Source organism: Pseudohongiella sp. (assembly GCF_011050365.1).
Lineage (GTDB): Bacteria > Pseudomonadota > Gammaproteobacteria > Pseudomonadales > Pseudohongiellaceae > Pseudohongiella.
The window spans coordinates 151400-177840 of record NZ_DRFV01000001.1 but is presented as its reverse complement, the minus strand read 5'-3'; the positions used below and the strand labels follow the sequence as shown (position 1 = coordinate 177840).

Sequence of the window (26441 nt, the reverse complement as noted above, 5' to 3'; positions counted from 1 at the left end):
TTTATCCGGTTTTGGCTATTTATCCGGTTTCGCCAATTTATCCCGCTCGCCAATTCATCACCGGCACCGCTGCCCTCCCGGGGTACAGACATACAAGTTCAGGCCTAACACCCATGCTTAATGAAATCCCGCTCAGCCGCCCGCAAACACCTTTGCTGGATCAGGTAAACACGCCGGCCGAGTTAAAACAGATGGATCCGGAACAGTTCGTGGATCTGGCGCGCGAGCTACGTCAGTTCCTGCTTTATTCTGTCGGTCAGACCGGAGGCCACTTCGGCGCCGGCCTTGGCGTTGTTGAGTTGACCATCGCGCTGCATTACGTTTTCGACACTCCACAAGACAAACTGGTCTGGGATGTCGGGCACCAGAGTTACCCGCACAAGATCCTGACCGGCCGTCGCGAACAGATGTTAACCATGCGTCAGCCCGGCGGGCTGGCGGCTTTCCCCTGCCGCAGCGAAAGCCAATACGACAGCTTTGGCGTCGGGCATTCCAGCACGTCGATCAGCGCAGCACTGGGCATGATGGTCGCCGCCCGCCAACAGGCACAGGACCGTCATGTCATCGCGGTGATCGGCGACGGCGCCATGACTGCAGGCATGGCCTTTGAAGCACTCAACCATGCCGGTGAACTGGATGACAACGTGCTGGTCATTCTCAACGACAACAATATGTCCATCTCCAAAAACGTAGGTGGGTTGTCGAGCTATTTCGCGCGTATGTGGGCCAGCAGGCCCTACAACTTTATTCGCGCCGGCAGCAAGAAAGTACTGTCTCATATTCCACCGGCGCTGAAAGCGGCCCATCGCGCCGAAGAATACATGAAAGGGATGGTGTCACCTGGCACCCTGTTTGAAGAAATCGGCTTCAATTACATTGGCCTGGTTGATGGCCACGACACCGGGCGCCTGATTGAGGTACTGCAAAATATCAAACAACTGCGTGGGCCCCAGTTACTGCACATCGTCACGCAAAAAGGCAAAGGTTACGAAGCATCAGAGAACGACCCGTTTGGCATGCATGCGCTGACCAAAATCGAAGCCAAACCCAAACGACCGCAGGGCTCGCAGCCTGCCAGCCCGACGTATTCGCGTGTTTTTGGCGACTGGCTGACAGACATGGCGGCGCGCGATGACAAGCTTGTCGCCATCACCCCGGCCATGAGCAGTGGCTCCGGCATGGACGGTTTTGCCGAGCAGTACCCGGACCGTTTTTACGATGTCGCCATCGCTGAGCAGCACGCCGTTACGTTTGCGGCCGGCATGGCCTGCGATGGCATGAAACCGGTGGTCGCCATTTATTCCACCTTCCTGCAACGCGCCTATGATCAGTTCATCCACGATGTCGCCTTGCAGAACCTGAATGTGCTGTTCGCCATCGACCGTGCCGGCCTGGTAGGCGAAGACGGACCCACACACGCGGGCAGTTTTGACTTGAGCTTCATGCGCTGCATTCCCAACCTGGTCATCATGGCCCCCAGTGATGAAAACGAGTGTCGCCAGATGTTGTACACCGGCTACCAGCACACCGGTCCGGTGGCCGTGCGTTATCCGCGCGGCAAAGGGCCGGCGGCACGCATCGAACAGGATATGCAGATGTTGCCCGTAGGCAAGGCACAGCTCAAACGCAAAGGGCACACCATTGCCATTCTGGCGTTTGGCAGCATGGTGCAGCCGGCATTGGCGGCAGGCGAAACACTGGATGCGACTGTTGTTGACATGCGCTTTATCAAACCGCTGGACGAGGCGCTGGTTTGCGAGTTGGCAGACAAGCATGCACTGATCGTTACCGTGGAAGAAAACGCGGTCGCGGGCGGTGCCGGCTCGGCTGTCAATGAGCTGCTGCTGCAACGCGACTTTCAGCTGCCGGTGCTCAACCTGGGGCTGCCGGATACGTTTTTGCAGCACGGCCACGTGCCTGACATGCTCGCTGCCGCGGGCCTGAATCACGAGGGCATTGTCAGCGCCAGCAGCGATAAACTGGCACGCTGCAACATACCCGCCCGGGTCCCTCACGCCAGCGCCGAGTGAACCCATCAAAACACTATAAATACAGCATCGGGACACCTTATGGAAACCAGCAGCGAACGTAATGCACGCCACAAGAAGGCGATGCAACGTAAAAAAGAACATGTCGATCAGCGAATCGCCGCAGCCACTGTCGACAAAGGGCTGCTTGTCGTGCTGACGGGCAACGGCAAGGGCAAAAGCTCATCCGCCTTTGGCATGTTGGCGCGCAGTGTCGGCCACGGTTTGCGCTGCGGTGTGGTGCAGTTCATCAAGGGCCAATGGGAGTGTGGCGAGCATTTGCTGTTCAGTGAACATCCGCTGGTGGAATTCCACGTGATGAATACCGGATTCACCTGGGAAACCCAGGACCGCGAAGCCGATATCAGTGCCGCAGTAGCCACCTGGGCACACGCCGAAACACTGCTGAAAAACCCTGACGTCAAGGTCGTACTGCTCGACGAACTGACATATATGCTGACTTATGGCTATCTGGATGCTGACCGTGTCATCAAGGCTTTGGGCGACCGGCCGGCAGATCAGCATGTGATCATTACCGGTCGTAATGCCAACCAGCGCCTGATTGAGCTGGCAGACACCGTCAGCGACGTCACCGATGTCAAACACGCATTCAATGCCGGCGTGCGTGTACAGAAAGGCATCGATTACTGACATGCTCAGGGGGCATGCACGTTGCGCGTCGGTGATGGCGACCATTCTGCTGGCAGTACTGCCGCTGACCGGCACCTCTGACAGCGATCTCGGTGTGTTTGATGATGACGGCACCCGCATCGTGCTGCCGGCGCCGGCCAAACGCATTATCAGTCTGGCGCCATCGATGACTGAACTGTTGTTCAGTCTGGGTGCCGGTGACCAGCTGGTGGGCGTCATGGATTACAGTGACTATCCTCCCGAAGCACTCAGTCTGCCGGTCGTGGGGCGCTATGATTCCCTCGACATGGAACGCATCGTGGCACTGCAACCGGACCTGATCGTGGCATGGCGTAGCGGCAACCCACGCGGTGCACTGAACCGCCTGGCCACGCTGGGTTTCCCGGTTTATGTGGCAGAGCCTGATTCGCTGGCCAGCATCGGTGACCACCTGCAACGCCTGGGCATCCTCACCGGACACGCCGCTGAGGGTGCACAGCTCAACCGGCAGTTCAGCCGACAGATTGAGCAATTACGCGCGGATTTTGGCGACAAAGAACCCGTACGCGTTTTCTATCAGGTGTGGCACAGTCCGATGATCAGTGTCGGCGGAAACGAATTGATCAACGATATGATCAACCTGTGCGGCGGCGGGAATATTTTTGCGGAACTGCCCGTGGGCCCCAAAGTCAATCTGGAAGATGTATTGGCGCGCAACCCGCAGGTCATTATCGCCAGCGGCTCCTCGGCACAAGCGCCAGCCTGGCTGGACGAATGGTTGCGCTGGCCACAGCTGGCGGCTGTTGGCAATCAACACCTGTATGTGATCCCGCCCGATCAGGTACAACGCCACAGTCTGCGGGCGCTGCAGGGCGCGCGTCAGATGTGTGGCCACATCGATCAGGCGCGCCGCTAAGCAGACCGGCAATCTTCAGCCCTTCAGCAGGTGCCCCATTTTACTGACCTTGACCGCCAGATAACTCTCATTGTGACTGTTCAGACCGATCTCGATCGGCACCCGCTCTGATACTGTGATACCTAGCGACACCAGCGCATCAACCTTGTCCGGATTGTTGGTCAACAGTCGTACATCAGTCACGCCAAAGTGTGCCAGCATGAGTTTGCACACTTCGTATTCACGCCCGTCCGCAGCAAACCCCAGTTGCTCATTGGCTTCGACGGTGTCAGCACCCTGATCCTGCAGCGAATACGCTTTGATCTTGTTCAGCAAACCGATGCCGCGCCCTTCCTGGCGCAGATACAGAATCATACCGCAGCCTGCCTCGGCCACTTTCTGCATCGCGTACTGTAACTGGGGCCCGCAATCACAGCGCAGACTGAACAGCGCGTCCCCGGTCAGACATTCGGAATGCACCCGACACAGCACTGAGTCGACGGCAGCAACATCGCCCATGGCCAGCACGATGTGCTCTTTTCCTGTTACCAGGTCCTCAAAACCATGAATGGTAAAATCTCCCCACTCAGTGGGTAGCGTTGCCTGGGCAACAAATTTGACTCTCACCTGTTATAACCTCTCACAGAATCCATAACCTCTCACAGAATCGATACAGCAATGAGCTGTAGACATGCCAGTGCCATCAGGCCGGCAAGCACATCATCAATCATGATACCCAGACCACCTTCTACGTGTTTATCACACCAGGCAATTGGCCAGGGTTTCAGAATATCAAAGACACGAAACAGCAAAAATCCCAACACCAGCCACAGCAAACCGGGTGGTGCCAGAAACATGGTCAGCCACAGGCCGACAAATTCATCCCAAACGATGCCACCATGGTCGTGCACACCAATATCTTCGGCCGTGCGGCCGCACAGCCAAATGCCGACAGCGAACGTAAGCGCCAGGAATAACAGATAAAAAAGCGGCCCCATTGGCGGCAGCAGCAGCCAGATCAGGGCGCCAGCGAGTGTCCCAAACGTACCGGGCGCTTTTGCCGCCGCACCACTGCCCAGCCCGAATGCCAGGAAATGCACCGGATTACGCCACACAGACGCTGGCGTCTTACTCATTACCATTGTCCCCAAAGTGCCGATAGCCACTGAATGGCAGCGGACGCGGATCCCCGTCGCTGCCCCTGAGCATGATACCGGAACTGGCCACCACCTCACCAATACGGGTGAATTTCAGCCCCAGAGCCTGCAGTGCCGCTTGCGCCTGCGCTTCGTGTTGCGGCGGCACCGTGACACACAACTCATAATCGTCACCCCCCCCCAATGCCATGGGCAGTTGCTCAGCGTCCGGCACCAGACGGGCAAAAACATCGGAGACCGGCACCCGGGCGCTCTCTATGATGGCGCCCGGAGTAACATTGGGGCCCGTGCTTGCCTGCAGAATGTGATTCAGGTCGGAGGCCAGGCCATCGGAAATATCAAGCGCCGCCGACGCCAGCCCGCGCAGCGCAATACCGGCCTCAGTGCGGGGCACAGGTTGATAGAACGCTGCCTGCAGCGAGGCCCGGTCGGCGGCGCTCAGTGCAGTCATGTCAAAGCCGGGCTGTTGTGTCAGGTAAGGCACGGCCAGTGCCGCATCGCCCAGGGTTCCGGTCACATAGATGGCATCGCCCACGCTGGCTCCCGCGCGCCGAAGTGCCTGACCTGCCGGCACCAGGCCATGAACCTGAATGGTGATTGCCAGTGGACCGCGCGTGGTATCGCCTCCCAGCAGACTGCACTGATATTGCGCCGCACACGTTGCCAGACCTTCGCTGAAACCCTGCAACCAATGTTCATCCACTGCAGGTAAACTCAGCGCCAGCGTAAACCCCAGTGGCTCCGCACCCATCGCCGCCAGGTCACTGAGGTTGACACGCAGACAGCGTTGGGCCAGCTCGGCAGCATCGGCGCCGGCAGGAAAATGCACGTCCTGATTCAGCGTGTCCATCGACATCGCCAATTGCGTGCCTGCAGGCAACTCCAGCAGCGCACAATCGTCGCCCGGGCCAAGCACAATGCCCGGGCGGGCAAACGTCAACCCGGCCGTGGTGAAATACTGTCTGATCAGCTCAAACTCGGCCAGTGCCACGCTGCTCCAGTACCCTCAACTGTTTGGCGGCCCGGTCCAGTACGCCATTGATGTATTTGTGACCATCGGTGGCACCAAATACTTTTGCCAGTTCAACAGCCTCGTTGATCACAACTTTATAGGGCACATCAATCCGGTGCGCCAGCTCATAGATCCCCAGCCGGAGCAGAGACAATTCTATAGGATCAAGTGACTTTATCTGGCGATCCAGCCAGGGCTGCATCATTTCATCCAGTTCTGCCACGTGCGCGATAACGTCGGGAAATACCTGTTTAAAGAACTCGCGGTCTATTTTGCCCTGATAATAAACCAGAAACTCGGCCAGAATATCGTGCACCGGTGCACGCGCAATCTCCCACTGGTACAGGGCCTGCAATAACATACGACGGGCTTTCTGACGCTCGTTCAGCTTTTTGCTTTTGGCATCGTCACCGCGTTTACTCTGCGGGTCTGCCTCTGGCACCGCCTGGTCCGGCAATGAGCCGCTGACCCCTGGAATCTCTATCACGCGATCAGGCTCCCAGCTTGTTGATGACGCTGACCATTTCAATCGCACCCATGGCCGCTTCCGCGCCCTTGTTACCGGCTTTGGTGCCGGCGCGCTCAATGGCCTGCTCGATGGTATCAACGGTCAGTACGCCAAATGCTACCGGCACACCGGCGTCCAGTCCGACCTGGCTCAGCCCCTTTACACACTCGCCGGCAACGAAATCGAAATGTGGTGTGCCACCACGGATCACAGCGCCCAGCGCAACCACCGCATCATAGGAACCCTTGGCCAGGACATGCTTGGTCAGCAGCGGCAGCTCATAGGCACCCGGTGCCCACACCAGAGTGATCTGGCTGTCTTTCACACCATGGCGGCGCAGCGTATCCACCGCGCCATCAATCAGTTTTTCGACAATAAAGCTGTTGAAGCGCGAGGCGACGATAGCGTACTTGCCTTTGCCCGGCAGAAAATCACCTTCGATTGTGCGGATATTGCTCATGTTCTGATCCCCTGATTAAAAATTCCTGACTGTGCACAACAGCCGGCCATCATGCCGGCACATCGAATTCAACAAACTCCACCACTTCCAGATCGAACCCGGTCAGTGCGTTGTATTTGGCCGGATAACTCAACAGACGCATTTTACCCACCCCCAGATCACGCAGAATCTGCGACCCGGTGCCGATGGTGACATCACTGCCGGCATGACGATGACGACGCGGAATGATTTTCTTGGCCGTCAGCACGCTGTTGATGCTTTCGTTGATATCTTCTTCGTAGTCGTCGCCCGACAACAGCACAGCGACGCCACAACCTTCCGCGGCGATGCGCTCCAGGGCGCGGCTGAATGACCAACTGGTCTGACCCTGCACCACGACATCACATACATCGCGCAAGGTACTGGCAATGTGCACCCGCACCATGACCGCATCGTCCTGGGTAAACTCTCCCATGGTGAACGCCATGTGGGTACCGCCGGAAATGGTATCTTCAAAGGTATGCAAGGTGAATTCACCGTGCTCGGTTTTGATTTTGTTGCTGTCTTTGCGCACCACGGTATGTTCGTTGGCAATACGGTAGTGAATCAGATCCACAATGGTGCCGATCTTCAGGCCATGCTGCTCGGCAAAGACTTCCAGATCGGGCCGCCGCGCCATGGTGCCGTCTTCGTTCATGATCTCGACAATGGCTGCCGCCGGCTCCATACCCGCCAGCCTTGCCAGATCACAGCCAGCCTCGGTGTGACCTGCGCGGCGCAACACTCCGCCGGGTTGCGCCATGATCGGGAATACATGACCGGGCTGTACAATATCGTATGGGCTGGCGTCACGTGCCACCGCAGCCCGTATCGTCACCGCCCGGTCAGCGGCTGAAATGCCCGTCGTGACGCCGGCAGACGCTTCAATCGACACCGTGAAATTGGTGTTATACGGCGTGTTGTTCTTGCTGACCATCAACCCCAGGTCCAGTTGCTCGCAACGCTGCCGGGTCAATGTCAGACACACCAGTCCGCGCGCATTTTTGGCCATGAAATTGATATCTTCTGCCCGTACTTTTTCAGCAGCAATAACCAGATCACCTTCGTTCTCGCGATCCTCGTCATCCATCAGGATAACCATTTTGCCCTGGCGAATGTCTTCCACCAGCTCTTCAATCGTATTGAGTTTCATAATTCTCGCTACTTTGTTTGCACTTTGTGCGTTCAAGACTGTGTGTATGTAAGACTGATCAATTGCCGAAGCCGTGATCGGCCAGAAAAGCTCTGGTCAGCACGGCGGCGCCACCGGTCGCTGTTTCTGCGCTGCCTGTCGCCTGCGCGGCACTGTCACCCAGCACCAGGCGTTCCAGATAACGCGCAATCAGATCCACTTCGATATTGACATGCTGACCTGCGCGATAGGTGTGAATAACGGTGGCCTGCTGCGTGTGCGGGATTATGTTAACACTGAAGCAGGCACCCTCTACAGTGTTCACGGTCAAACTGGTACCGTCGATACAGACCGACCCTTTTTGGGCAACGTACCGCGCCAGCGCGTCGGGCACTCTGAATGTCAGGCGCCAGCTACCGCCGTCGCTGGTCTGGGACAGCAACTCGCCGATGCCGTCCACATGACCGCTGACCAGATGGCCACCCAGCCGGGTCTGAGGTGTCAGCGCTTTTTCCAGGTTTACCTTGGCACCGCTTTTCAGGTACTGGAATGTCGTCAGGCTGATACTCTCATTGGAGACATCGGCGCAAAAACTGTCGCTGTTGAACGCAGTCACTGTCAGGCAACAACCATTGACGGCAATGCTGTCGCCCAGTTGCACATCGCTCATATCCAGCGCCGGGCAGCGGACTTTCAGTCGCCACTCATTGCCACGCAGTTTAAACTCGTCGACGCTGCCAATCGATTCAATAATTCCGGTAAACATATCAGTTTTTCCTGGCTATCTATCCTGGCTATCTATCCTGGCTATTTATCCCGGCTGCCTGTCTACCCGCTTGAGGCGGGCAGTAATGCAACAATCTTCGGCAATCTGACGCACAGCGGTGATCTCCAGCCCGATGTGATCCTGCATGCGGTTGATGCCGGGCAAATGAAACAACGGCAAGGCATCACTGCCCAGAAAACGCGCACCTATGTAAATCACCACTTCATCGACCAGACCTGCCTGCACCATGGCACCGCTGAGCGTAGGACCGGCTTCCAGCATGACTTCATTGCATTCGTAGTCCAGTGCCAGACTTGCCATGGCAGCGCGCAGATCCAGACGCCCGCCCGGTTGTACCGGGATTTCGCGGATATTGGCTCGTGACCCCTGATACCGCGCGCGCTGTTGCCGGTGTGGTTGCCCGGTCAAAAACAGCACTTCACCCGGCAAACTGATCAAGCGCGAATCGGGTGGCGTGCGCAACGACGAATCCAGCACCACCCGCAGTGGCTGGCGATCGCCGATCAGCGCTGCCTGGCTGTCATCCAGTTGGTCCAGCCGCACATTCAGGCTCGGATTATCACTCAGAATCGTGTTGACGCCGGTCAACACCGCGCAACTGCCGGCCCGCATCAACTGCACATCTGCGCGCGCCGCCGCACCGGTAATCCATTTACTTTCGCCGGATGCCATGGCCGTGCGCCCATCCAGACTCATAGCCATTTTACAACGCACCCAGGGCAGGCCCTGCCGCATGCGTTTCAGAAAGCCGCGATTGAGGGCATCGGCTTCCTGCGCCAGTACCGGCCCGCGGACACGAACACCGGCCTCAAGCAAACGCTGCAGTCCCTGACCGGACACTTGCGGATTCGGGTCGCTGCCCGCGTAAACCACTTCCGCCACGCCGGCCTGGATCAACGCCTCCGAACACGGCGGCGTTTTACCCATGTGCGCGCAGGGTTCCAGCGAGACATAGGCCGTGGCACCCCTGGCCTTGTCGCCGGCCTCACGCAGGGCAATGGCCTCAGCGTGGGCTTCGCCCGGCTTCTCGTGAAAACCCTCGCCGACTATCTGGCCGTCACGCACAACCACGCAGCCAACGCGCGGGTTCGGACCCGCGCTCAGCACAGACTGCGCCAGCTCAATGGCGCGCTGCATATATTGCTCTGTCGTCAAGGGCTTAGGTCTCCGATGGTCGGGCTAACCGGAATTTGATGTTGGGCGGCTCGCGGCCAGCCAGGTGCCAGCCGCATCGCTATTCATTAGAAAGCCGGTCGATTTCTGCGCGAAACTCGTTCAGATCCTTGAAGCTACGGTACACCGACGCGAACCGGACAAACGCCACTTCATCAAGCTGACGCAATTCCCGCATGACCTGCTCACCGAGCACCCGGGACGGTACTTCCCGCTCGCCGGTGCCACGCAGGAAATGTTTGATACGATTCACGGCAGACTCCACATCCTCAATACTGACCGGACGTTTTTCCAGCGCTTTCATCAGACCGGAATACAACTTGCGTTCGTCAAAGGACTCCCGGTTGCCGTTTTGCTTGATGATGCGAGGCATCACCAACTCGGCAGTTTCGTAGGTCGTAAAACGCTCCGCACAGGTTATGCATTCACGGCGACGTCGCACCTGGTCGCCTTCAGCGACCAGCCGCGAATCAATCACCTTGGTATCCAGCGCGCCACAAAAGGGACAATGCATGGTCAGGCGTCTCTGTAGCGCTTAATTACGCGCTCTTGTATACGGGAAAGCGGGCGCACAAAGCTTTCACTTTTTCGCGCACCGCGTCGATAACGGCTTCGTTTTCAATATCGTCCAGAATGTCGCACATCCAACCGGTCAGTTCAGCGACTTCTTTCTCGCCAAAACCGCGACGGGTCACCGCCGGTGAGCCAATGCGCAGACCACTGGTAACAAAGGGCGGACGCGGGTCGTTAGGCACCGCATTCTTGTTGACTGTGATGTAGGCGCGGCCCAGGGCAGCATCAGCGTCTTTGCCCGTGATGTCCTGTTTTACCAGACTGAGCAGGAACAGGTGGTCATCGGTACCGTTGGAAACGACCTCAAAACCACGTTCGATGAAACCGTTGGCCATGGTCTGGGCATTTTTGACCACCTGCTTCTGGTATTCCCTGAACTCCTTGGTCATGGCCTCCTTGAAACACACGGCTTTGGCGGCGATGACATGCATCAGGGGGCCACCCTGGCTTTCCGGGAATACCGCAAAATTGAGCTTCTTTTCCAGTTCCGGGTTGGCTTTGGCCATGATGATGCCACCACGCGGACCGCCCAGCGTTTTGTGGGTCGTTGTGGTGGTGACATCAGCAATCTTCACCGGGCTGGGATACACTCCCGCCGCCACCAGGCCCGCGATATGCGCCATATCCACCAGCAGGTATGCTCCCACCTTGTCGGCGATCTCGCGAAAGCGCATCCAGTCAACGATGCGTGAATAGGCGGAAAAACCCGCCACAATCATTTTCGGCTTGTGTTCCAGCGCCAGCGCCTCGACCTGCTCATAGTCGATTTCACCGGTAGCGTCTTCCTTGATGCCATATTGCACAGCGTTATAGATACGGCCGGAAAAGCTCACGCTGGCACCATGGGTCAGGTGTCCGCCGTGTGCCAGGCTCATGCCCAGCACGGTATCACCCGGCTTCAGCAATGCCATGTAAACCGCAGCGTTGGCCTGGGAGCCGGAGTGCGGCTGCACATTCGCATAATCGGCGCCAAACAGCTGCTTGGCGCGCTCAATGGCCAGCGTTTCCACATCATCAACAAACTCACAACCGCCGTAATAGCGCTTGCCCGGGTAACCTTCAGCATATTTGTTGGTCAGAACACTGCCCTGTGCTTCCATGACGCGCGGGCTGGTGTAGTTTTCCGAAGCAATCAATTCGATATGCTCTTCCTGACGCTGACGTTCGCCTTCAATAGCGGCGTGCAACTCGGGATCAAAGTCTTTGATGGTCATGCTGGTACTAAACATGCAGTTCCCCATGGCTGGAAATTTCAGTGAGGCCGTATTTTACATGATCTGGCGCTGCTCAGCATCCTGAAATTGCTTTACCGCCGTTGCCTGACCCCGGTAAACACCGATATGAGCGACCGTTTTGCCATGCACCACAGCCCCGATCGGGTTGCCGGATACTGAATCTGGACAATCCCTTGTCATACAGCTACCTTTAGTCACCCTTGAATGTACGGAATCACCGCGCAATGGCTTTGCAGCTAGACATCACCACCCTGGTATTGATGTTCATCACCCTGGCGATGACATCGTTTATCGTGATGCTTATGATCTGGCGCATCAACCGGGATATGCCGGGCGTACCCTACTGGATGGTGGGAACACTCCTCAACACCGCCTCCGCGCTAACATCGGTGCTCAGCGCCCAGGCTGGCTGGGCTGACGGATGGGCATCCTTTATGGGCACCAGTATCAGCCTGCTGGCCAGCATGCTGGTGCTGGAAGGGACCCTGCAATTCCGCGGCTATGACTCCAGACGCCGCCAGCAACTGTTTCTGGCGCTGATACCGGTTTTTTTGATCGCCTCCTGGACCTATCGCCTGGACCCGGTCGCCCGCGATATTTTCCAGGACTCTTTTAACATGACATTTCAGTTGCTTGCCGGCGTGGTATTGGTCTGGCGCACCGCCAGCCGCGACGAGCTGCAGGCCAACCTGTTGGCGGCCAGTGCCAGCATATTGATAGGACTGGTTGTCAGTTGGCGATTGGCACTGACGCTTGGCGGCAATGAACTTGCGGGCAGCGGGGCAGACTCGCCTGTCACGCAGTGGTATATTTTTGCCGGTGCCAATTTCCATGTTGCCTGGATCTTTGGCTTGAGTGTGGCCTGTTATTTCCGCTCCCGGCAGCAGGAGATGCTGCTGGCCCGCGAAGACTCATTGACCGCACTGCCCAACCGGCGCTGGATCGACGAAAAATTCGCACAGACCTTGACCGAGGCACGGCGTAGCGGCGAAAAATTCGCGCTGATCATCCTGGACATCAATGATTTCAAACAGGTCAATGACAAATACGGTCATAGCGCGGGCGATGAAGTACTGACCAAACTGGCAACACGGCTGAGAAAGGCCGTGCGCGAGTCCGATTTCGCCGGCCGGCTCGGCGGTGATGAGTTCATCATTCTGGCGCGACAAATGGACTCTGCCGAGCTGTTGATGCAGGTGGTGGAGCGTATACGCCAGCAACTGGATGGGAAAATGACGCTAAGTGGCACTGGCAGTAGCCTGGATACCGGCGTCAGCATCGGCGCCGCGGTCTTTCCCGCAGATGGCGACAGCCTCGATACGCTGCTTGGGGCTGCTGACGCCAGTATGTACCGCGACAAGAAACAACAGAAACAGGCGCATTGTGCGCCCCTGAGCACGGATAGCTGAGCCGGCACCCGATGGCGCCGGACGCCCGGAGGATACCCACATCAAACAAATCCAGTTTAAACTTAACCCGCGCGCGCCCGTATTGCTGCTGAGCCTGGTGGCAGGATTCCTGCTGTTCATCCATGTCTGGCTGAATATTCACCATTATCTCGTCAGCGACATACCCTGGGTCATCCGGCAGCTATTCGACGTCGACGAAGAAAACAATATTCCAACCTGGTTTTCATCGGCAAATCTGATGCTCACGGCAGCGCTGACACTGCTGCTGGCTATCGACAAATGGCGACATCGTGATCGTTGGCGTTACCACTGGATGCTGCTGGGGTGGGGCTTCCTGTTACTGTCACTGGATGAGATGGCCGGACTGCACGAAAGCCTGAATGTGGTCACCGAAACGTCGTGGGCTGTGTACGCGCTGCCGCTGGCCCTGGTGCTGGCCATTGTATTCGTTCGCTTTCTGTATTTTCTGCCCGCACGCACAGCGTCATTGTTCGTCCTGTCAGGTCTGATCTTTCTGGGTGGTGCTGTCGGCGTGGAACTGTACACGGAACCTTTCCTGTATAACGACGAGTTGAATACGCTCGCCTACAATCTGTGGACGCCCGTAGAGGAAGGCATGGAGATGTTCGGTGTCATTCTGTTTCAGTACGCTCTTCTCAACTACATGACCAAAGACACTGGCCTGCTGTGCAAGATCAGTTTCAGTCAATAGCCCCGATCGACAGCGGGCCAAATACTGCCTATAGTTGAGGCCTTAATCGGGATAGACAAGGGTGTTTTATGATCGTTCGTATCGCCGCAGTGCAGTATCTTTTACGCCAGATCAATGATTGGTCCGGATTCGAAAATCAGGTCCGCTTCATCATGAAAGCGGCCGGGGACTACAAACCCCAGTTTGTGCTGCTACCCGAAATTCTGACGACGCAGCTACTCTCCTTCATGGACACCACCGACTTGCGCACCTCCGTGCGCAACATGAACGACTATACCCGTCGCTACAAAGACCTGATGCAGGAACTGGCGGCGCAATGGGACGTGCACCTCATCGGAGGCACGCACCCTTCGTTAAAGGAGGACGGGAGCCTGGTCAATACGGCGTATTATTTCACGCCCGGCGGCGAAATATACGAACAGGACAAGATTCACCGCACCCGTTGGGAGCGCGAAAAGTGGGACACAGCAGCGGGGGAAAAGCTGCATCTTTTCGAGACGCCCTTTGGCAAGATTGCAATCCTGATCTGCTACGACATCGAGTTTCCCGAGCTCTCACGCATGGTCTGTGAAGCCGGTGCGGACATACTGATGGTGCCCTCATGCACCGATGATCGCCAGGGCTTCCTGCGCGTACGATATTGCTGCCACGCCCGCGCGATCGAAAACCAGGTATATGTGGTCATGACCAGCACCGTCGGCAACCTGGCGGTCGAAGGGTTGGGTATGCACTACGGTCAGGCCAGCATCATCACACCGTCGGACTTTTCCTTCGCCCGTGACGGCATTGCGGCCGAAGGCACGCCGAACATTGAGCAGATTGTGGTGGCCGATGTGGACCTGCAGGATCTGGTAACCAACCGCCTGAGCGGCACCACCATCCCCTTGTATGACAAGCGTAAAAACATCTACGAGCGGCCAGTGGAGATCATCAAGGTCAGTTAAGTGGCGCAGCACTCCATGATAGACTGTGCGCAGCAAACGGGGAGGCCGACCAAAGAGACGCCTCTCCAAACGGCGCCCCTGTAAAATCGGCAGCGGCGCCCGATTCAGATCTGCCTATTTAAATCCCGGAGAAAACTCAAGTTATGGCCCAGTTCGTTTACACCATGCACCGCGTGGGCAAAGTTGTGCCCCCGAAAAAAGAAATTCTCAAGGACATCTCCCTGTCCTTCTTCCCGGGCGCAAAAATCGGCGTGCTGGGCCTCAACGGCTCGGGCAAATCCACGCTGCTGCGCATTATGGCGGGTGTCGACACGGAATTTAACGGCGAAGCCCGCGCGCAAACTGGCATCAATGTGGGTTACCTGCCGCAGGAGCCGGCGCTGAATGCGGACAAGGATGTGCGTGGCAATGTTGAAGAAGGCATGGGTGAAATCATCAAATTGCTGGAAGAGTTCAACGCCATCAGCGACCGCTTCGCCGAGCCCATGAGCGATGACGAAATGACCGCGCTACTGGAAAAACAAGGCGACTTGCAAAACGCAATTGACGCCGCCAACGGCTGGGACCTGGAACGCACGCTGGAAATCGCCGCTGACGCCCTGCGCCTGCCACCCTGGGAAGCCGACGTGACCAAACTGTCGGGCGGTGAAAAACGCCGCGTAGCACTGTGCCGCCTGTTGCTGTCCAATCCGGACATGTTGCTGCTCGACGAACCGACCAACCACCTGGACGCGGAGAGTGTGGCCTGGCTGGAACGCTTCCTGAAGGAATTCCCCGGCACCGTGGTCGCGATCACGCACGACCGTTACTTCCTCGACAACGCCGCCAGCTGGATCCTGGAACTGGACCGTGGTTACGGCATTCCGTTTGAGGGCAACTACACCAACTGGCTGGAAAACAAGGAAAAACGCCTTGAAACCGAACAACGCCAGGAAGCTGCCCGCGAGAAAACCATCCGTCACGAGCTGGAGTGGGTGCGCAACAACCCCAAGGGTCGACAGGCCAAGAGCAAGGCGCGTCTGGCCCGCTTCGAGGAGATGAACTCGCAGGAATTCCAGAAGCGCAACGAAACCACCGAACTGTACATCCCACCGGGTCAGCGCCTCGGCGACAAGGTCATTGAGGTCAACAACCTGAGCAAGGCCTTCGAAGACAAGACCCTGATCAGTGATCTGAGCTTCTCGGTACCCAAGGGCGCCATCGTCGGCATCATCGGTGGTAACGGCGCCGGCAAGACCACCTTCCTGCGCATGCTGACCGGTGTTGAAAAACCCGACAGCGGCAGCATCGAACTGGGTGAATCTGTGGACCTGGCGTATGTCGATCAGAGCCGGGACTCACTGGACGGCAGCAAAACCGTGTGGGAAGAGCTGTCCGACGGCCAGGATATCCTGCAGATTGGCCGCTACGAAGTGCCATCACGGGCCTATGTAGGCCGTTTCAATTTCCGCGGCGGCGACCAGCAAAAGTTCATCAAGGATCTGTCCGGTGGTGAGCGCAACCGGGTGCACCTGGCCAAACTGCTCAAGCGCGGCGCGAATGTGCTGCTGCTCGACGAACCGACCAACGATCTGGACGTGGAAACCTTGCGCGCACTGGAAGAAGGCCTGTTGAACTTCCCCGGCTCGGTCATTGTGGTATCACACGATCGCTGGTTCCTGGATCGCATCTGTACCCATATTCTGGCCTTTGAAGGTGACAGCCAGGTGATGTTCCACGAAGGCAACTATTCAGACTACGAAGCCGATCGCAAGAAGCGTCTGGGAGACAATGCGCAACCGACCCGCATCAAGTACCGCAAGCTGGCATGAGCGCGCACAAGAAATTCCGGCAAACGGGTGTCAAGATAATCAGGAAGCGGCCGATGTATGCAGCAGAGGGGGATTGCCGCATTCATTTTCATCCGCTGCCTGAGGTCTGTTTTCAGGAGCCATCAGGAAGCATAGAGCCAACACAATGACTGACGAAAACAGCCACACGATCCCGCAATCAAACCGGCGAACATTTACGCGCATCTTTTTTGATGCAGAAACCGTTGTCACCCAGGGCGATCACATCTGGCCAGTTCAGTTGATTGATATTTCCCTGCGCGGCATCCTGATACAGGTGCTGCCGGATCAGAAAGTCATCGATGACAATCCCGTCGATATCAGTATACATCTGGGTGGCGACATCCAGATCTGTATGACCGCCCGGGTCGCCAACCATAAAGATGACAAGGTGGGCCTGTTGTGTGAACACATTGACGTTGACAGCATGACGCACCTGCGTCGCCTGGTGGAACTCAATATGGGGGATACCAGCCTGCTGGAGCGGGAGCTGTCCGCACTGAACTGACCGGTCGTCAGATATCCAGGCTGGCGCGCAGCTGCGCCAGCTTTTTTTCTCTTTCAGCAAAGGTCAGTGGCCGGGACGGATTCTTTTCCAGTGCCGGTGGCACCGGCTCCTGCAAGTCCTCACCGCGAATAACACGCTGACACAATTGCCGATAGTAATAAGCAAATACCGGGAACACTTTGTCCTCGGCTTCGGTAGCCAGAAAAAACCAGCCGGTGGCTTTGCCTGCCTGATACACGGCCGGATGTGACCAGGCATAGGCCGCTTTTGGCGCCGGCGCACGACAGGCCTCATTGTAGGCATCGCGCTCGGAGGGCAGGCCAAACAACCCGTAGGATTCCTCGCAGGTACGGATCACCGCTGAAATAGTAGGCAGGTAATCCTGACTTTTCACCAGTCGGCGGGCCGCTTTGACCAGTTGTTGCGGGTGAAAATCGGCCAGACATTCCAGCCAGTATTTTTTAGCCAGCACCAGACGGTCCGGGTCACCGTAGGCCTTGTGATACTGATTGTGATAGGCCAGCTCGAACTCGGCAAAAAGCTGATTGATGGCGTCAACCTGGTCAGGACCACCGCTGTTGTCGGCAGAACCGGCAGTCCCGGAGCGGTTCTTACTTTTCTGCCCAGCTTCGGTCTGTGAAGCGCTTGAACGTGGCTTCAAGGCCTTGCCCGCCTCGCTCAGCAGATTGTTTATTTCGTGCATGCGTCAACCCCGTTGTAGCGCCAGCGTCCAGACGCCGCGCCCAGGAATATTTGATAAATTGCAAAAAGCGGGTATTCCAGGATGCCTGCGGCTGCCCGGTATCGCGCCAGTAAAGCACAAATTCCGGCACCTTGCTGCGGGCAAATTCTTCGTCAATTTCGGCCAGCCGCAGCACATCAAACACTTCTGCACTGGGCTGCCAGTTCTCGCTGATCGGGCGCGGTACGCCGTCGTTAACCACCGATGCCTTGTAACGCGCCCACTGCCGTCGAATGTGTTCGATGAAACGGGTATTCCAGGTGCCATTCTGGGCGCCGCGCTCGCGCCAGTATAAAACAAACTCCGGCACAGCGTCCTCGATAAACGCCTCGTTGATGCCGGCGTTGCACAGAATATCAATGGCATCCTGACTGGGTTGCCATTGGGCGGACATGGTGGTTTCCAGCTCGGCTGCACCACGGCGTGTCTGTTCCTGACGCCACTCGCGCAGCACGTGTTTGTAAAACGCATTGCCCCAGGAGAAGCGGGACTGAGCGCGATCGCGCCAGTACATGACAAAACCCGGCACCAGCTCACGGGCAAAGGCATCGGGCACACCATGTTGACGGCACAGACTGAGCCATTCATCACCCGGCTGCCAGTCCGGGGCAATGTAGCCTGCCGAACCTCTGCCTGCCTCGGCGCTCTTGCCGGCAGTGACCAGCGCTACTTTTGCCGATGCCGGTGCCGGGTCAGCCGGCGCGGCGCGCTGAGGGTCACCCGCAGACGCCGCGAGCCCATCTCCCTGGCGTTGATTGATTGCAATATACCAGCCATCTTCATGGTCGGTGTGCGCATCCACCAGAATCAATCCCAGTTCCTGCAAATTCTTCTGCACCCGTCTGATATCAATCCAGGCCCAGAATGGCAGCGCATCCAGCAGCTCCTGCTGTTCCAGCAACAACCAGTTCAGGCCCTTGCGCTCAATACCCTTGCGATGCACCATCAGCTCACTGAGCACATGCAGCAAAACCGCCTCTTCAAGACCAATGGTAGCCGCCAGCGTCGGCGAAATGATTAATGGACGCTCAGGAATCAGGGAAGATTGCATGTCTGGACCAGAGTTTGCATTATGAGTTGACAGATTGAGCTGACGAGTTGAACAGACCAGCAGTTGCGATCGATAAACCCGACTGTGAATCTGCGGAGGAGCTTACCACATCACCGCGCTTTCACACGACACAGACAGCAGGCTTGCGTGATCACCGAGACGTCCGTTATGCACCACATTGGTGCACCAATGCCGGCCTTGTACATCACCGAAGCAAACACAGGACACAGCCATGCCAGTATCACGTGACACGCCGGGCGATCGCGTCCTCAGTCTCTGGCAGGACCTGGCGGACACTGACATGCTGCCACCGCAGTGGCTTGAAGACACCGTGCGCCATGTCACACCATTGGCTATCAACATCGCCGGATTACACGCCCGGCAGCAACGACCACTGGTGGTTGGCATAAACGGTGCACAGGGTACTGGTAAATCAACACTGGCCAAAGCAATTGCCCTGATGCTGGAAAACAAATTCCACCTGAAAACCACCGTTGTGTCGCTGGACGATTTCTACCTCAGCCACGCGAGCCGGCAGCACCTGGGCCAAACCGTGCATCCGCTGCTGGTGACCCGTGGCGTGCCGGGCACTCACGATGTCGCTCTGGCGCTGGATACACTGCAGCGGCTGCGCCAGGGCAACGACGATGTCGTTCTGCCCGGCTTCGACAAGGCCAACGATGACTGTATCGCCGAGGCTGACTGCGGGCGCGTCCGGGCGCCGCGCGACATCATCATCCTGGAAGGCTGGTGCATTGGCGTACAACCACAGCCGGAGGCCGAGCTGACAGCACCCGTTAACCCACTGGAACTGAATGAGGACAGTGACGGTCGCTGGCGCCGATATGTTAATCACTGCCTGGCTGCCGACTACCAGGATTTGTTCGCTGACATTGATTATCTGATCATGCTGAAGGCCCCCTCCTTCGATTGTGTGCTGGCATGGCGCAGCCTGCAGGAAAGCAAACTGGCAGCAAAACTGGCCGATCATCAGCAGCTCGCCGCAAAAATAATGACACCGGACGCCATTCATCGGTTTATCCAGCATTATGAACGCCTGACCCGGCATAGCATTGCGACACTGCCGGCCCAGGCAGATACGGTACTGTATCTGGACACTGACCATCGCATACACCCATGCGAACCGGAGTTACATTGACAACTACCATGACGAATACTGACGACAACAAACCCCGGCCACTCGACACACAGCGCCCTGATGAGCGCAAAGTCATCGTTGTGACTGACCTGGACGGCACCCTGCTGGACCATTTCAGCTATTCCGCCGAGCCGGCCATGGCGACCATACGCAAATTGCAGAAGCAGCGAATCCCCCTGATTTTCAACACCAGTAAAACCCTGGCCGAATGCGAAGCGCTCAGCGAAAAGCTGGGCCTGTCTGACCCCTTCATTGTGGAGAACGGCTCTGCCACCTACTACCCCAAGCGTCGCTTCCGCAGCGCGCCACCGGGCGGCACATCGCATGGCGTGTATTGGCAGGTCGTGGCAGGACTGGGCTACGAGGACATTCGCGAGCGCCTGGCCGATATCAAGCCCGGCTACCGCATGACCGCCCTGAGCGACTCCAGCCTGGGGGACATCTGCGCCGCCACCGGCCTGAACATGACCGCCGCGCGGCGGGCACAGAACCGACAATTCAGCGAACCCCTGATCTGGCAGGACAGTGATGCCGCGCTGGAACGGTTCCGCGAGGCGCTGGCCCAAAAAGGGCTGTCCACCCTGCGCGGCGGACGTTTCCTGCACGTGTTGGGCAACACTGACAAGGGCAAGGCGCTGACGGCTGTTCAGGCCGTGTATGGCCGCGACGGCAATAACGTTGTGTCCATCGCGCTGGGTGATGGTGATAATGACATCGCCATGTTGCAGGCGGCGGACTTCCCGGTCCTGATCCGCTCACCAGCTCACGCGCTACCCGAACTATGCACCACCAAACCCGTAATCATCAGCGATGAGACCGGACCCGCGGGGTGGGCCAACAGCATCAACGGCCTGCTTAAAACGCTTTGAACAACACCCGGTAACATAGATCTCACTTTGAGTGACAATCAGACAAGAGGATACAGGCATGGGAGATTTCCACCAGAACGGCGTTATCACCACACTGCACAACCTGAGTAACCGCCCGCTGGCCGAACTGGAATACGAGCTGGAAGTGTTTTCCAAAATGCGGCCGATGACGCTGATTCTGCCCTCACTGTTTTCGGAGCTGCAAGGTCCGGCGCTGCCCAACATCATCAAAGAGTTAGCACAGGTACCTTATCTGAGCCAGATCGTGATCGGCCTCGACCGCGCTGATGAGACCGAATATCGCCATGCCCGGGAGTTTTTCTCCGCATTACCGCAGCACCACCGTATTCTGTGGAATGACGGGCCCCGCCTGCGCGCCATTGACCAACGCCTGCAGAGCATGGGACTGGCGCCCACGGAGGCTGGCAAAGGCCGCAACGTCTGGTATTGCCTGGGTTATACTCTGGCATCACGCAAAAGCCAGGCCATAGCCCTGCACGACTGCGATATTCTGACCTACAAACGCGAACTGCTGGCACGATTGATCTATCCGGTGGCCAACCCCGGTTTCAATTATCAATTCTGCAAAGGCTACTATGCCCGCGTCGCTGACGGCAAAATCAACGGCCGTGTCTGTCGCCTGATGGTGACGCCATTGTTGCGGGCGCTGAAAAAGGTATTACCGCCCAGCGATTACCTGGATTACCTGGACAGCTTCCGCTACCCGTTAGCCGGTGAGTTCTCCTTCCGCACTGAAGCCGTCAACGACCTGCGTATCCCCAGCGACTGGGGACTGGAGATCGGCATCCTGTCCGAGATGTATCGCAACAATGCCACCAACCGTTTGTGCCAGGTCGACATTGCTGACAATTACGATCACAAACACCAGGATCTGTCGGCCGACAACGCCGAGGCCGGCCTGTCCAAAATGTCCATCGACATCGCCAAGGCGATTTTCCGCAAACTGGCGACCAACGGCGTGGTGTTGTCGAGCGAAACCTTCCGCACCCTCAAAGCCAGCTATTTTCGTATCGCGCTGGATTTTGTTGAGACCTATCGCAACGACGCCCTGATCAACGGCCTGACGCTGGATATTCACAAGGAAGAGCAGGCCGTTGAACTGTTTGCCCGCAACATCAAGGCCGCGGGGGAGTACTTTCTCGACAACCCCATGGAAACGCCTTTCATACCGAGCTGGAATCGGGTGCGCAGTGCGCAGCCGAACATTCTGGAAGAATTGAAAGAAGCGGTCGAGGCCGACACCCGGGAATTCATGAACCAGGCAGGTTGATCATGGCAGATCTGAACACCCGTGTTAGCAATCATTTGCAGCACATCTATCCGGCGCTGAACAGCGACGAATCACAACAGTTGGCCTCAGACCTGATGGCGACCATGGGCCTGGACCCGGGTCAGGTCCACGCTGGCAGGCAACAACAGGCCTGGGACCAGAACGATGTGTATCTGATTACTTACGGCGACAGCATCAAGGCGGACGCCGGTGATAAACCCTTACAGACTCTGCAGACATTCCTGCATCAGCATTTAAAGGGTTCCATTACCGGCGTACATGTATTGCCGTTTTTTCCGTGGAGTTCGGACGATGGTTTTGCCGTCAGTGATTACGACACCGTGCATCCTGCGCTGGGAGACTGGCAGGACATTGAAGCATTGTCGGTCGACTTCAAACTCATGGCGGACCTGGTGATCAATCATTGCTCATCGTCGCATTCCTGGTTCCAGCAGTTCATCGACGACGAAGCGCCGGGCAAAAACTATTTTTACACGGCCGACCCGACGCTGGATCTGAGCGCCGTCACCCGACCGCGGACCAGCGAGCTGCTGCGACCGGTGGTCACCGCCGGTGGCGTCAGGCACGTATGGTGCACTTTCGGCCACGACCAGGTCGATTTTGATTTTCGCAACCCGGATGTCCTGCTGGAGTTTGTTCGTATCATCCGTCTGTATCTGGACCACCGGATCCGGGTGTTCCGCCTGGATGCCGTCGCCTTTATCTGGAAAGAGCCCGGCACCAATTGCCTGAACCTGCTACAGACCCATGAGATCGTTCGCCTGCTGCGCGCACTGATCGAACATGCCGACCCCGAAGCGCTGATCATTACTGAAACCAACATACCAAAACGGGAAAATCTGAGCTACTTTGGCAACGCCAACGAAGCCCACAGTATTTATAATTTCTCCCTGCCGCCGCTGCTGCTGTTCACCCTGCTCAATGGCAACTGCCGGCACCTGAAGAACTGGTTAATGAGCATGCCACCGGCACAGCTGGGCACGTTCTACTTCAATTTTATTGCCTCCCATGACGGTATTGGCTTGCGACCGGCAGAGGGCCTGCTCAGTGACCATGAAATCGAGTCCCTGCTGGCGGGTATGGAGCGTTCCGGCGGCCGTATATCCTGGCGTGCAACGTCGGCGCTGGAGCGACGCCCCTACGAAATCAATATCAGCTTGTGGGATGCGCTGTCGTGCACGCTGGAAGATCAGTCGGGCCAGCCGGACACCTGGCAACTACAGCGGTTTATTTGTGCACATGCGATTTTACTGGCACTGGAAGGTGTACCCGCGTTTTATATCCACAGTTTCCTGGGTACCGGCAACGATGAACAACGCCTGGCGCAGAGCGGGCACAATCGTCATATCAATCGCCATCAGTGGTCGCCGACTGAGCTAAAATCCCTGCTCGGCGATGCCGGCACACACCAGGCTCAGGTCCTGTCTGCCCTGAAATCACTGATTGCCATCCGGCAACGACAACCGGCATTTCACCCCAATGCGACGCAATTTACCCTGCACCTGGGCGATGGTATTTTTGCTTTCTGGCGCCAGAGCATTAATCGCGAGCAAAGCATCTTTGCGCTCAACAATATCTCGTTGCAAACCCATCACATCCCGTTGTCGGACATCAATCTGATCGACACCGAAGACTGGTATGACCTGGTCAGCGGCAAGCACATTGCGCTGGAAACCAGCGAAATTGTACTGGCTCCGTATCAAACTGTCTGGCTGAGCAACCGACGACCAGAGGCCAGCGGTATCAGCACCGCCGGCAGCAACAGCAGGATGGAGGATAGCTGAACCGGCAACAGCCACCCGCTCACCACCCAGGGCAAGACCGCACAGCTGGCCCAGAACAGCATGGCCTGCCAGGCTGCACCGGGCTTTTGCTCCAGCAGACGACTGTTGAGCCAAAGCCCGCCGCCCAGGGGAATGAAGTGCGCCAACGCCAGACCAAAGCCGGGCATGGTGACGTTAAGCAAGAACCAGACGGTGAATCCCATCAGCAGAATGTGCAGCGCCAGCACCGTGAGCGCCAGCGGCAACGGCGGTCGCAAGTCATACTTTTGCTGGTTATCGGGCAGGCAGCGTGCCAGCGGATAACGCGCCTCAACATCGGCCGGCCGCCAGCCTGTGGGCATGAACCACAGGCGCAACTTGTCGCGCCAGCGCTCTGCATGCCAGCAATCCTGTAGCAACTGCCAGTGCACGTGCATATTGGCGTAAAACGGGTTCCAGCTTTGCAGAGGTTTGCGTACGCCATAGACACAAGGCTCCTCGTCCAGCTCTTTCTGGTAGGTGCCAAACAGGCGATCCCAGAGAATAAACACGCCACCAAAATTCCTGTCGATATACGGGTCATTGATGGCATGGTGCACACGATGGTTCATCGGCGTCACCAGCACCTGTTCCACCCAGCCCAGGGTTTTGATGAACCGGGTGTGCACCCAGTACTGATAGATCAGGTTCAGTGACCCAACGGTTACCACCACTGCCGGCGGAAACCCGGCAAACAGCATGGGCAGGTAGAATACCGAACCGATGAAAAAACCATTGAATGGCTGACGCAACGCAGTGGTCAGGTTGTATTCTTCACTTTGATGATGCACCACGTGAATGCCCCACAGCACATTAATTGTATGCTGACAGCGGTGGCTCCAGTAGTAACAAAAATCGTAGAACACGAAAGCCAACAGCCACAACCAGGGGGTCATGGTCAGCTCGCCGTGCGGCAACACCGCCCATAAGGTGGCATAGGCCAGAAACCCCATGAAGCGCGTGGCAAAGCCCATGGTCTGGCTGAGCATGCCGGTACTCAGCGATGCGATAGCATCATTCAGCCGGTAGTAGCCGGTCTTGCGTCGGAAATCCAGCGCCAGCTCCAACAGCAGCAACAGCATGAATGCGGGGATGGCATAAAGGATCAGATTCATCTAACACCCGTTTTTATTATTGACTATATCAGGTCTCACGACTGGCGCCAGTGGCATATTTGATCACGCCAGGACTAAGGTATTATGCCCGGGTGTCGATATGCTATTAAACTGGCGCGTGTAAACAGCCGCGAACCGACAATGATTGCCTATCGGGATCCTTAATGACACGTAACACACAGTTACTCTGCCTGGCCCTGCTGGCGACCTGCGCACTGGGCGCCTGCAACAACCGGTATCAGGCATTCCCGCGCGCGGTCACGTTTGCCGGGGTCGAACAATCCGTGGCGCGCTCGGCGGCACACTGGAATCTGATGGCCGCCAACGAAGCCGCGTTGATCAGCGCGGCATTTGAGTCTCCGCCCATGCTTTACATAGCACAGACGGATACTACCGACAGTCCCTTTGAGCAGGCCTATCATCGACTACTGTCAGCGCAACTGGTGGCCAGCGGCGCCAACGTCATGCTGAATCCGGGCACTGCGGCACTGCAGCTCGATTACGACATTATGGTGGTCAGTCACGATAACGGACGCAGCCTGCGCCCGCGCCCGGGTTTCTTCTCGGCCGCCTTCGCTATCGCCGCCATCGCCGGCAATGTGCCCAACTGGGAGGACAACAGTCTCGCCATCGTACCCCTCGCCCTGGGCCTGGATGTGCTCAATGATCTATGGCGTGATACCCGGGCGACAATGTCGGAGGTGATCGTCACGACCACCTTGCACAACGGTGATCAGTTGCTGAGGTCCGACGCCCGTATTTATTACGTCCGCGATGCCGATCTGGTCAACTATCAGTCCCGGGGCAAAACCTTTACTGTGGTCGGGAGTTGATGCCATGACGCGCCAACATCCCCTGTTTATCCTCGTGTTACTGCTATCCGTCGCCGGCATCAGTGGTTGCAAAACTGTCGCCCGGACCCTGGGCAACCCGGTCATTACCAACAACCACCAGGCAGCTCAGGGCCTTATTGGTATTGCCGGTGACCAGCTTGACCCTTCGTCCAGAATGCTGGCTGCCAGTTTTGCCAACATCGACAACCTGTCGCTGTCATCCTCCTTTGGCCGCATTGCCTCGCAACAGCTGGTGTCGGCATTTGCGGCTGAGGGGTATCAGTTCGTTGAATTACTATTGCGCAATAATGTCTATGTGGATCAGAATCAGGGTGAATTCCTGCTGTCCCGCACCCTGTCGGATATCAGTGCCGAGCACAACGCCGATGTGGTGCTGGTGGGCACCTATGCCATTGCCGAGCGCAATATCTATGTTACTGCCCGCCTGATCCGAACCCGTGATAGCATCATTCTTGCGTCGCATGACTACGCCGTGCCCTATACGCCCGATATGCGTCGCCTGTTACGCCCTGAACGCTGGTAAGCCTT

At 57.2% G+C, this 26441-nt stretch carries 28 protein-coding genes; 14 read left to right on the top strand and 14 right to left on the bottom strand.

The genetic code is table 11. The annotated features are described in order from the left end of the window. Positions 1–113 precede the first annotated feature (113 nt). From dxs to ENH71_RS00765, 3 genes are read left to right on the top strand one after another with little or no spacing between them, the layout of a single operon-like run. On the top strand, positions 114–2030 hold the full coding sequence (dxs, locus tag ENH71_RS00775) for a 1-deoxy-D-xylulose-5-phosphate synthase (RefSeq protein WP_294136486.1): 1917 nt from the start codon (positions 114–116) through the stop codon (positions 2028–2030). Between the two features lie 39 nt (positions 2031–2069). After that, complete coding sequence (gene cobO / locus ENH71_RS00770) at positions 2070–2678, top strand: cob(I)yrinic acid a,c-diamide adenosyltransferase (protein ID WP_294136484.1); 609 nt, start codon at positions 2070–2072, stop codon at positions 2676–2678. 1 nt (position 2679) lies between these two features. Continuing rightward, entirely contained in the window at positions 2680–3573 is an 894-nt protein-coding gene (locus ENH71_RS00765; RefSeq protein WP_294136482.1) for a cobalamin-binding protein, read from the top strand. A 15-nt stretch (positions 3574–3588) separates the two neighbouring features. Here the strand turns inward: ENH71_RS00765 and ribA are convergent, their stop codons facing one another. The 11 genes from ribA to ENH71_RS00710 form a co-directional block, all read right to left on the bottom strand. Further along, positions 3589–4179 carry a GTP cyclohydrolase II gene (ribA, locus tag ENH71_RS00760; protein ID WP_294136478.1) on the bottom strand — a complete coding sequence of 197 codons (591 nt, stop codon included), beginning with the start codon at positions 4177–4179 and terminating at the stop codon, positions 3589–3591. Positions 4180–4211: 32 nt separating this feature from the next. After that, a complete protein-coding gene (locus ENH71_RS00755) occupies positions 4212–4688 on the bottom strand; it encodes a phosphatidylglycerophosphatase A family protein (RefSeq protein ID WP_294136476.1) in 477 nt (158 codons plus the stop codon). Continuing rightward, positions 4681–5694 carry a thiamine-phosphate kinase gene (gene thiL, locus ENH71_RS00750; protein WP_414704720.1) on the bottom strand — a complete coding sequence of 338 codons (1014 nt, stop codon included), beginning with the start codon at positions 5692–5694 and terminating at the stop codon, positions 4681–4683. The genes ENH71_RS00755 and thiL overlap by 8 nt, the downstream gene beginning before the upstream one ends. Next, a complete protein-coding gene (gene nusB, locus ENH71_RS00745; RefSeq protein ID WP_317622430.1) occupies positions 5681–6208 on the bottom strand; it encodes a transcription antitermination factor NusB in 528 nt (175 codons plus the stop codon). Before nusB ends, thiL begins: the two co-directional genes overlap by 14 nt. 4 nt (positions 6209–6212) lie before the next feature. Next, complete coding sequence (gene ribH / locus ENH71_RS00740; protein ID WP_294136472.1) at positions 6213–6689, bottom strand: 6,7-dimethyl-8-ribityllumazine synthase; 477 nt, start codon at positions 6687–6689, stop codon at positions 6213–6215. 49 nt (positions 6690–6738) lie between these two features. After that, positions 6739–7860: a bifunctional 3,4-dihydroxy-2-butanone-4-phosphate synthase/GTP cyclohydrolase II gene (gene ribBA, locus ENH71_RS00735; protein WP_294136470.1), complete on the bottom strand. Its 1122-nt coding sequence runs from the start codon at positions 7858–7860 to the stop codon at positions 6739–6741. Between the two features lie 58 nt (positions 7861–7918). After that, complete coding sequence (locus tag ENH71_RS00730) at positions 7919–8605, bottom strand: riboflavin synthase (protein WP_294136468.1); 687 nt, start codon at positions 8603–8605, stop codon at positions 7919–7921. 45 nt (positions 8606–8650) lie between these two features. Beyond that, the gene (ribD, locus tag ENH71_RS00725; protein ID WP_294136467.1) at positions 8651–9781 is read right to left on the bottom strand and encodes a bifunctional diaminohydroxyphosphoribosylaminopyrimidine deaminase/5-amino-6-(5-phosphoribosylamino)uracil reductase RibD; all 1131 of its coding nucleotides are present in this window, start codon (positions 9779–9781) and stop codon (positions 8651–8653) included. A gap of 79 nt (positions 9782–9860) precedes the next feature. After that, positions 9861–10313, bottom strand: a complete 453-nt coding sequence (gene nrdR, locus ENH71_RS00720; RefSeq protein WP_294136466.1) for a transcriptional regulator NrdR — start codon at positions 10311–10313, stop codon at positions 9861–9863. A gap of 25 nt (positions 10314–10338) precedes the next feature. Further along, positions 10339–11601, bottom strand: coding sequence for a serine hydroxymethyltransferase (glyA, locus tag ENH71_RS00715; RefSeq protein ID WP_294136465.1), 1263 nt, complete (start codon positions 11599–11601; stop codon positions 10339–10341). A gap of 39 nt (positions 11602–11640) precedes the next feature. Continuing rightward, a complete protein-coding gene (locus ENH71_RS00710) occupies positions 11641–11787 on the bottom strand; it encodes a hypothetical protein (RefSeq protein ID WP_294136464.1) in 147 nt (48 codons plus the stop codon). Between the two features lie 44 nt (positions 11788–11831). Between ENH71_RS00710 and ENH71_RS00705 the strand changes: the two genes are divergently transcribed. The 5 genes from ENH71_RS00705 (at position 11832) to ENH71_RS00685 (ending at position 17009) form a co-directional block, all read left to right on the top strand. After that, a complete protein-coding gene (locus ENH71_RS00705; protein WP_294136463.1) occupies positions 11832–13016 on the top strand; it encodes a GGDEF domain-containing protein in 1185 nt (394 codons plus the stop codon). A 97-nt stretch (positions 13017–13113) separates the two neighbouring features. After that, positions 13114–13728, top strand: a complete 615-nt coding sequence (locus tag ENH71_RS00700; RefSeq protein ID WP_294136462.1) for a DUF8692 domain-containing protein — start codon at positions 13114–13116, stop codon at positions 13726–13728. A gap of 68 nt (positions 13729–13796) precedes the next feature. Continuing rightward, positions 13797–14672, top strand: a complete 876-nt coding sequence (locus ENH71_RS00695) for a carbon-nitrogen hydrolase family protein (RefSeq protein ID WP_294136461.1) — start codon at positions 13797–13799, stop codon at positions 14670–14672. Positions 14673–14815: 143 nt separating this feature from the next. Next, entirely contained in the window at positions 14816–16483 is a 1668-nt protein-coding gene (ettA, locus tag ENH71_RS00690) for an energy-dependent translational throttle protein EttA (RefSeq protein ID WP_294136460.1), read from the top strand. A gap of 145 nt (positions 16484–16628) precedes the next feature. Continuing rightward, positions 16629–17009 carry a PilZ domain-containing protein gene (locus tag ENH71_RS00685; protein WP_294136459.1) on the top strand — a complete coding sequence of 127 codons (381 nt, stop codon included), beginning with the start codon at positions 16629–16631 and terminating at the stop codon, positions 17007–17009. 7 nt (positions 17010–17016) lie between these two features. Here the strand turns inward: ENH71_RS00685 and ENH71_RS00680 are convergent, their stop codons facing one another. Further along, positions 17017–17670, bottom strand: coding sequence for a replication protein P (locus tag ENH71_RS00680; protein WP_294136458.1), 654 nt, complete (start codon positions 17668–17670; stop codon positions 17017–17019). After that, positions 17621–18802, bottom strand: a complete 1182-nt coding sequence (locus tag ENH71_RS00675; RefSeq protein ID WP_294136457.1) for a DnaT-like ssDNA-binding domain-containing protein — start codon at positions 18800–18802, stop codon at positions 17621–17623. The genes ENH71_RS00680 and ENH71_RS00675 overlap by 50 nt, the downstream gene beginning before the upstream one ends. A gap of 232 nt (positions 18803–19034) precedes the next feature. Here ENH71_RS00675 and ENH71_RS00670 point away from each other — a divergent pair, with 232 nt between their 5' ends. From ENH71_RS00670 to ENH71_RS00655, 4 genes are read left to right on the top strand one after another with little or no spacing between them, the layout of a single operon-like run. Next, positions 19035–19961 (top strand): phosphoribulokinase, encoded by a 927-nt coding sequence (locus tag ENH71_RS00670; RefSeq protein WP_294136456.1) that lies wholly within the window; start codon positions 19035–19037, stop codon positions 19959–19961. A gap of 8 nt (positions 19962–19969) precedes the next feature. Next, positions 19970–20830 carry an HAD-IIB family hydrolase gene (locus ENH71_RS00665; protein WP_294136455.1) on the top strand — a complete coding sequence of 287 codons (861 nt, stop codon included), beginning with the start codon at positions 19970–19972 and terminating at the stop codon, positions 20828–20830. 58 nt (positions 20831–20888) lie between these two features. Continuing rightward, the gene (locus ENH71_RS00660) at positions 20889–22121 is read left to right on the top strand and encodes a glycosyltransferase family protein (RefSeq protein WP_294136454.1); all 1233 of its coding nucleotides are present in this window, start codon (positions 20889–20891) and stop codon (positions 22119–22121) included. Positions 22122–22123: 2 nt separating this feature from the next. Beyond that, positions 22124–23926 carry a sugar phosphorylase gene (locus ENH71_RS00655; RefSeq protein ID WP_294136453.1) on the top strand — a complete coding sequence of 601 codons (1803 nt, stop codon included), beginning with the start codon at positions 22124–22126 and terminating at the stop codon, positions 23924–23926. Here ENH71_RS00655 and ENH71_RS00650 read toward each other — a convergent pair. Next, positions 23842–25059, bottom strand: a complete 1218-nt coding sequence (locus ENH71_RS00650; protein WP_294136452.1) for a sterol desaturase family protein — start codon at positions 25057–25059, stop codon at positions 23842–23844. The genes ENH71_RS00655 and ENH71_RS00650 overlap by 85 nt on opposite strands. 164 nt (positions 25060–25223) lie before the next feature. Here ENH71_RS00650 and ENH71_RS00645 point away from each other — a divergent pair, with 164 nt between their 5' ends. Then, the gene (locus ENH71_RS00645; RefSeq protein WP_294136451.1) at positions 25224–25892 is read left to right on the top strand and encodes a hypothetical protein; all 669 of its coding nucleotides are present in this window, start codon (positions 25224–25226) and stop codon (positions 25890–25892) included. Positions 25893–25896: 4 nt separating this feature from the next. Then, positions 25897–26436 (top strand): FlgO family outer membrane protein, encoded by a 540-nt coding sequence (locus ENH71_RS00640; protein ID WP_294136450.1) that lies wholly within the window; start codon positions 25897–25899, stop codon positions 26434–26436. The last annotated feature ends 5 nt before the right edge of the window (positions 26437–26441 follow it).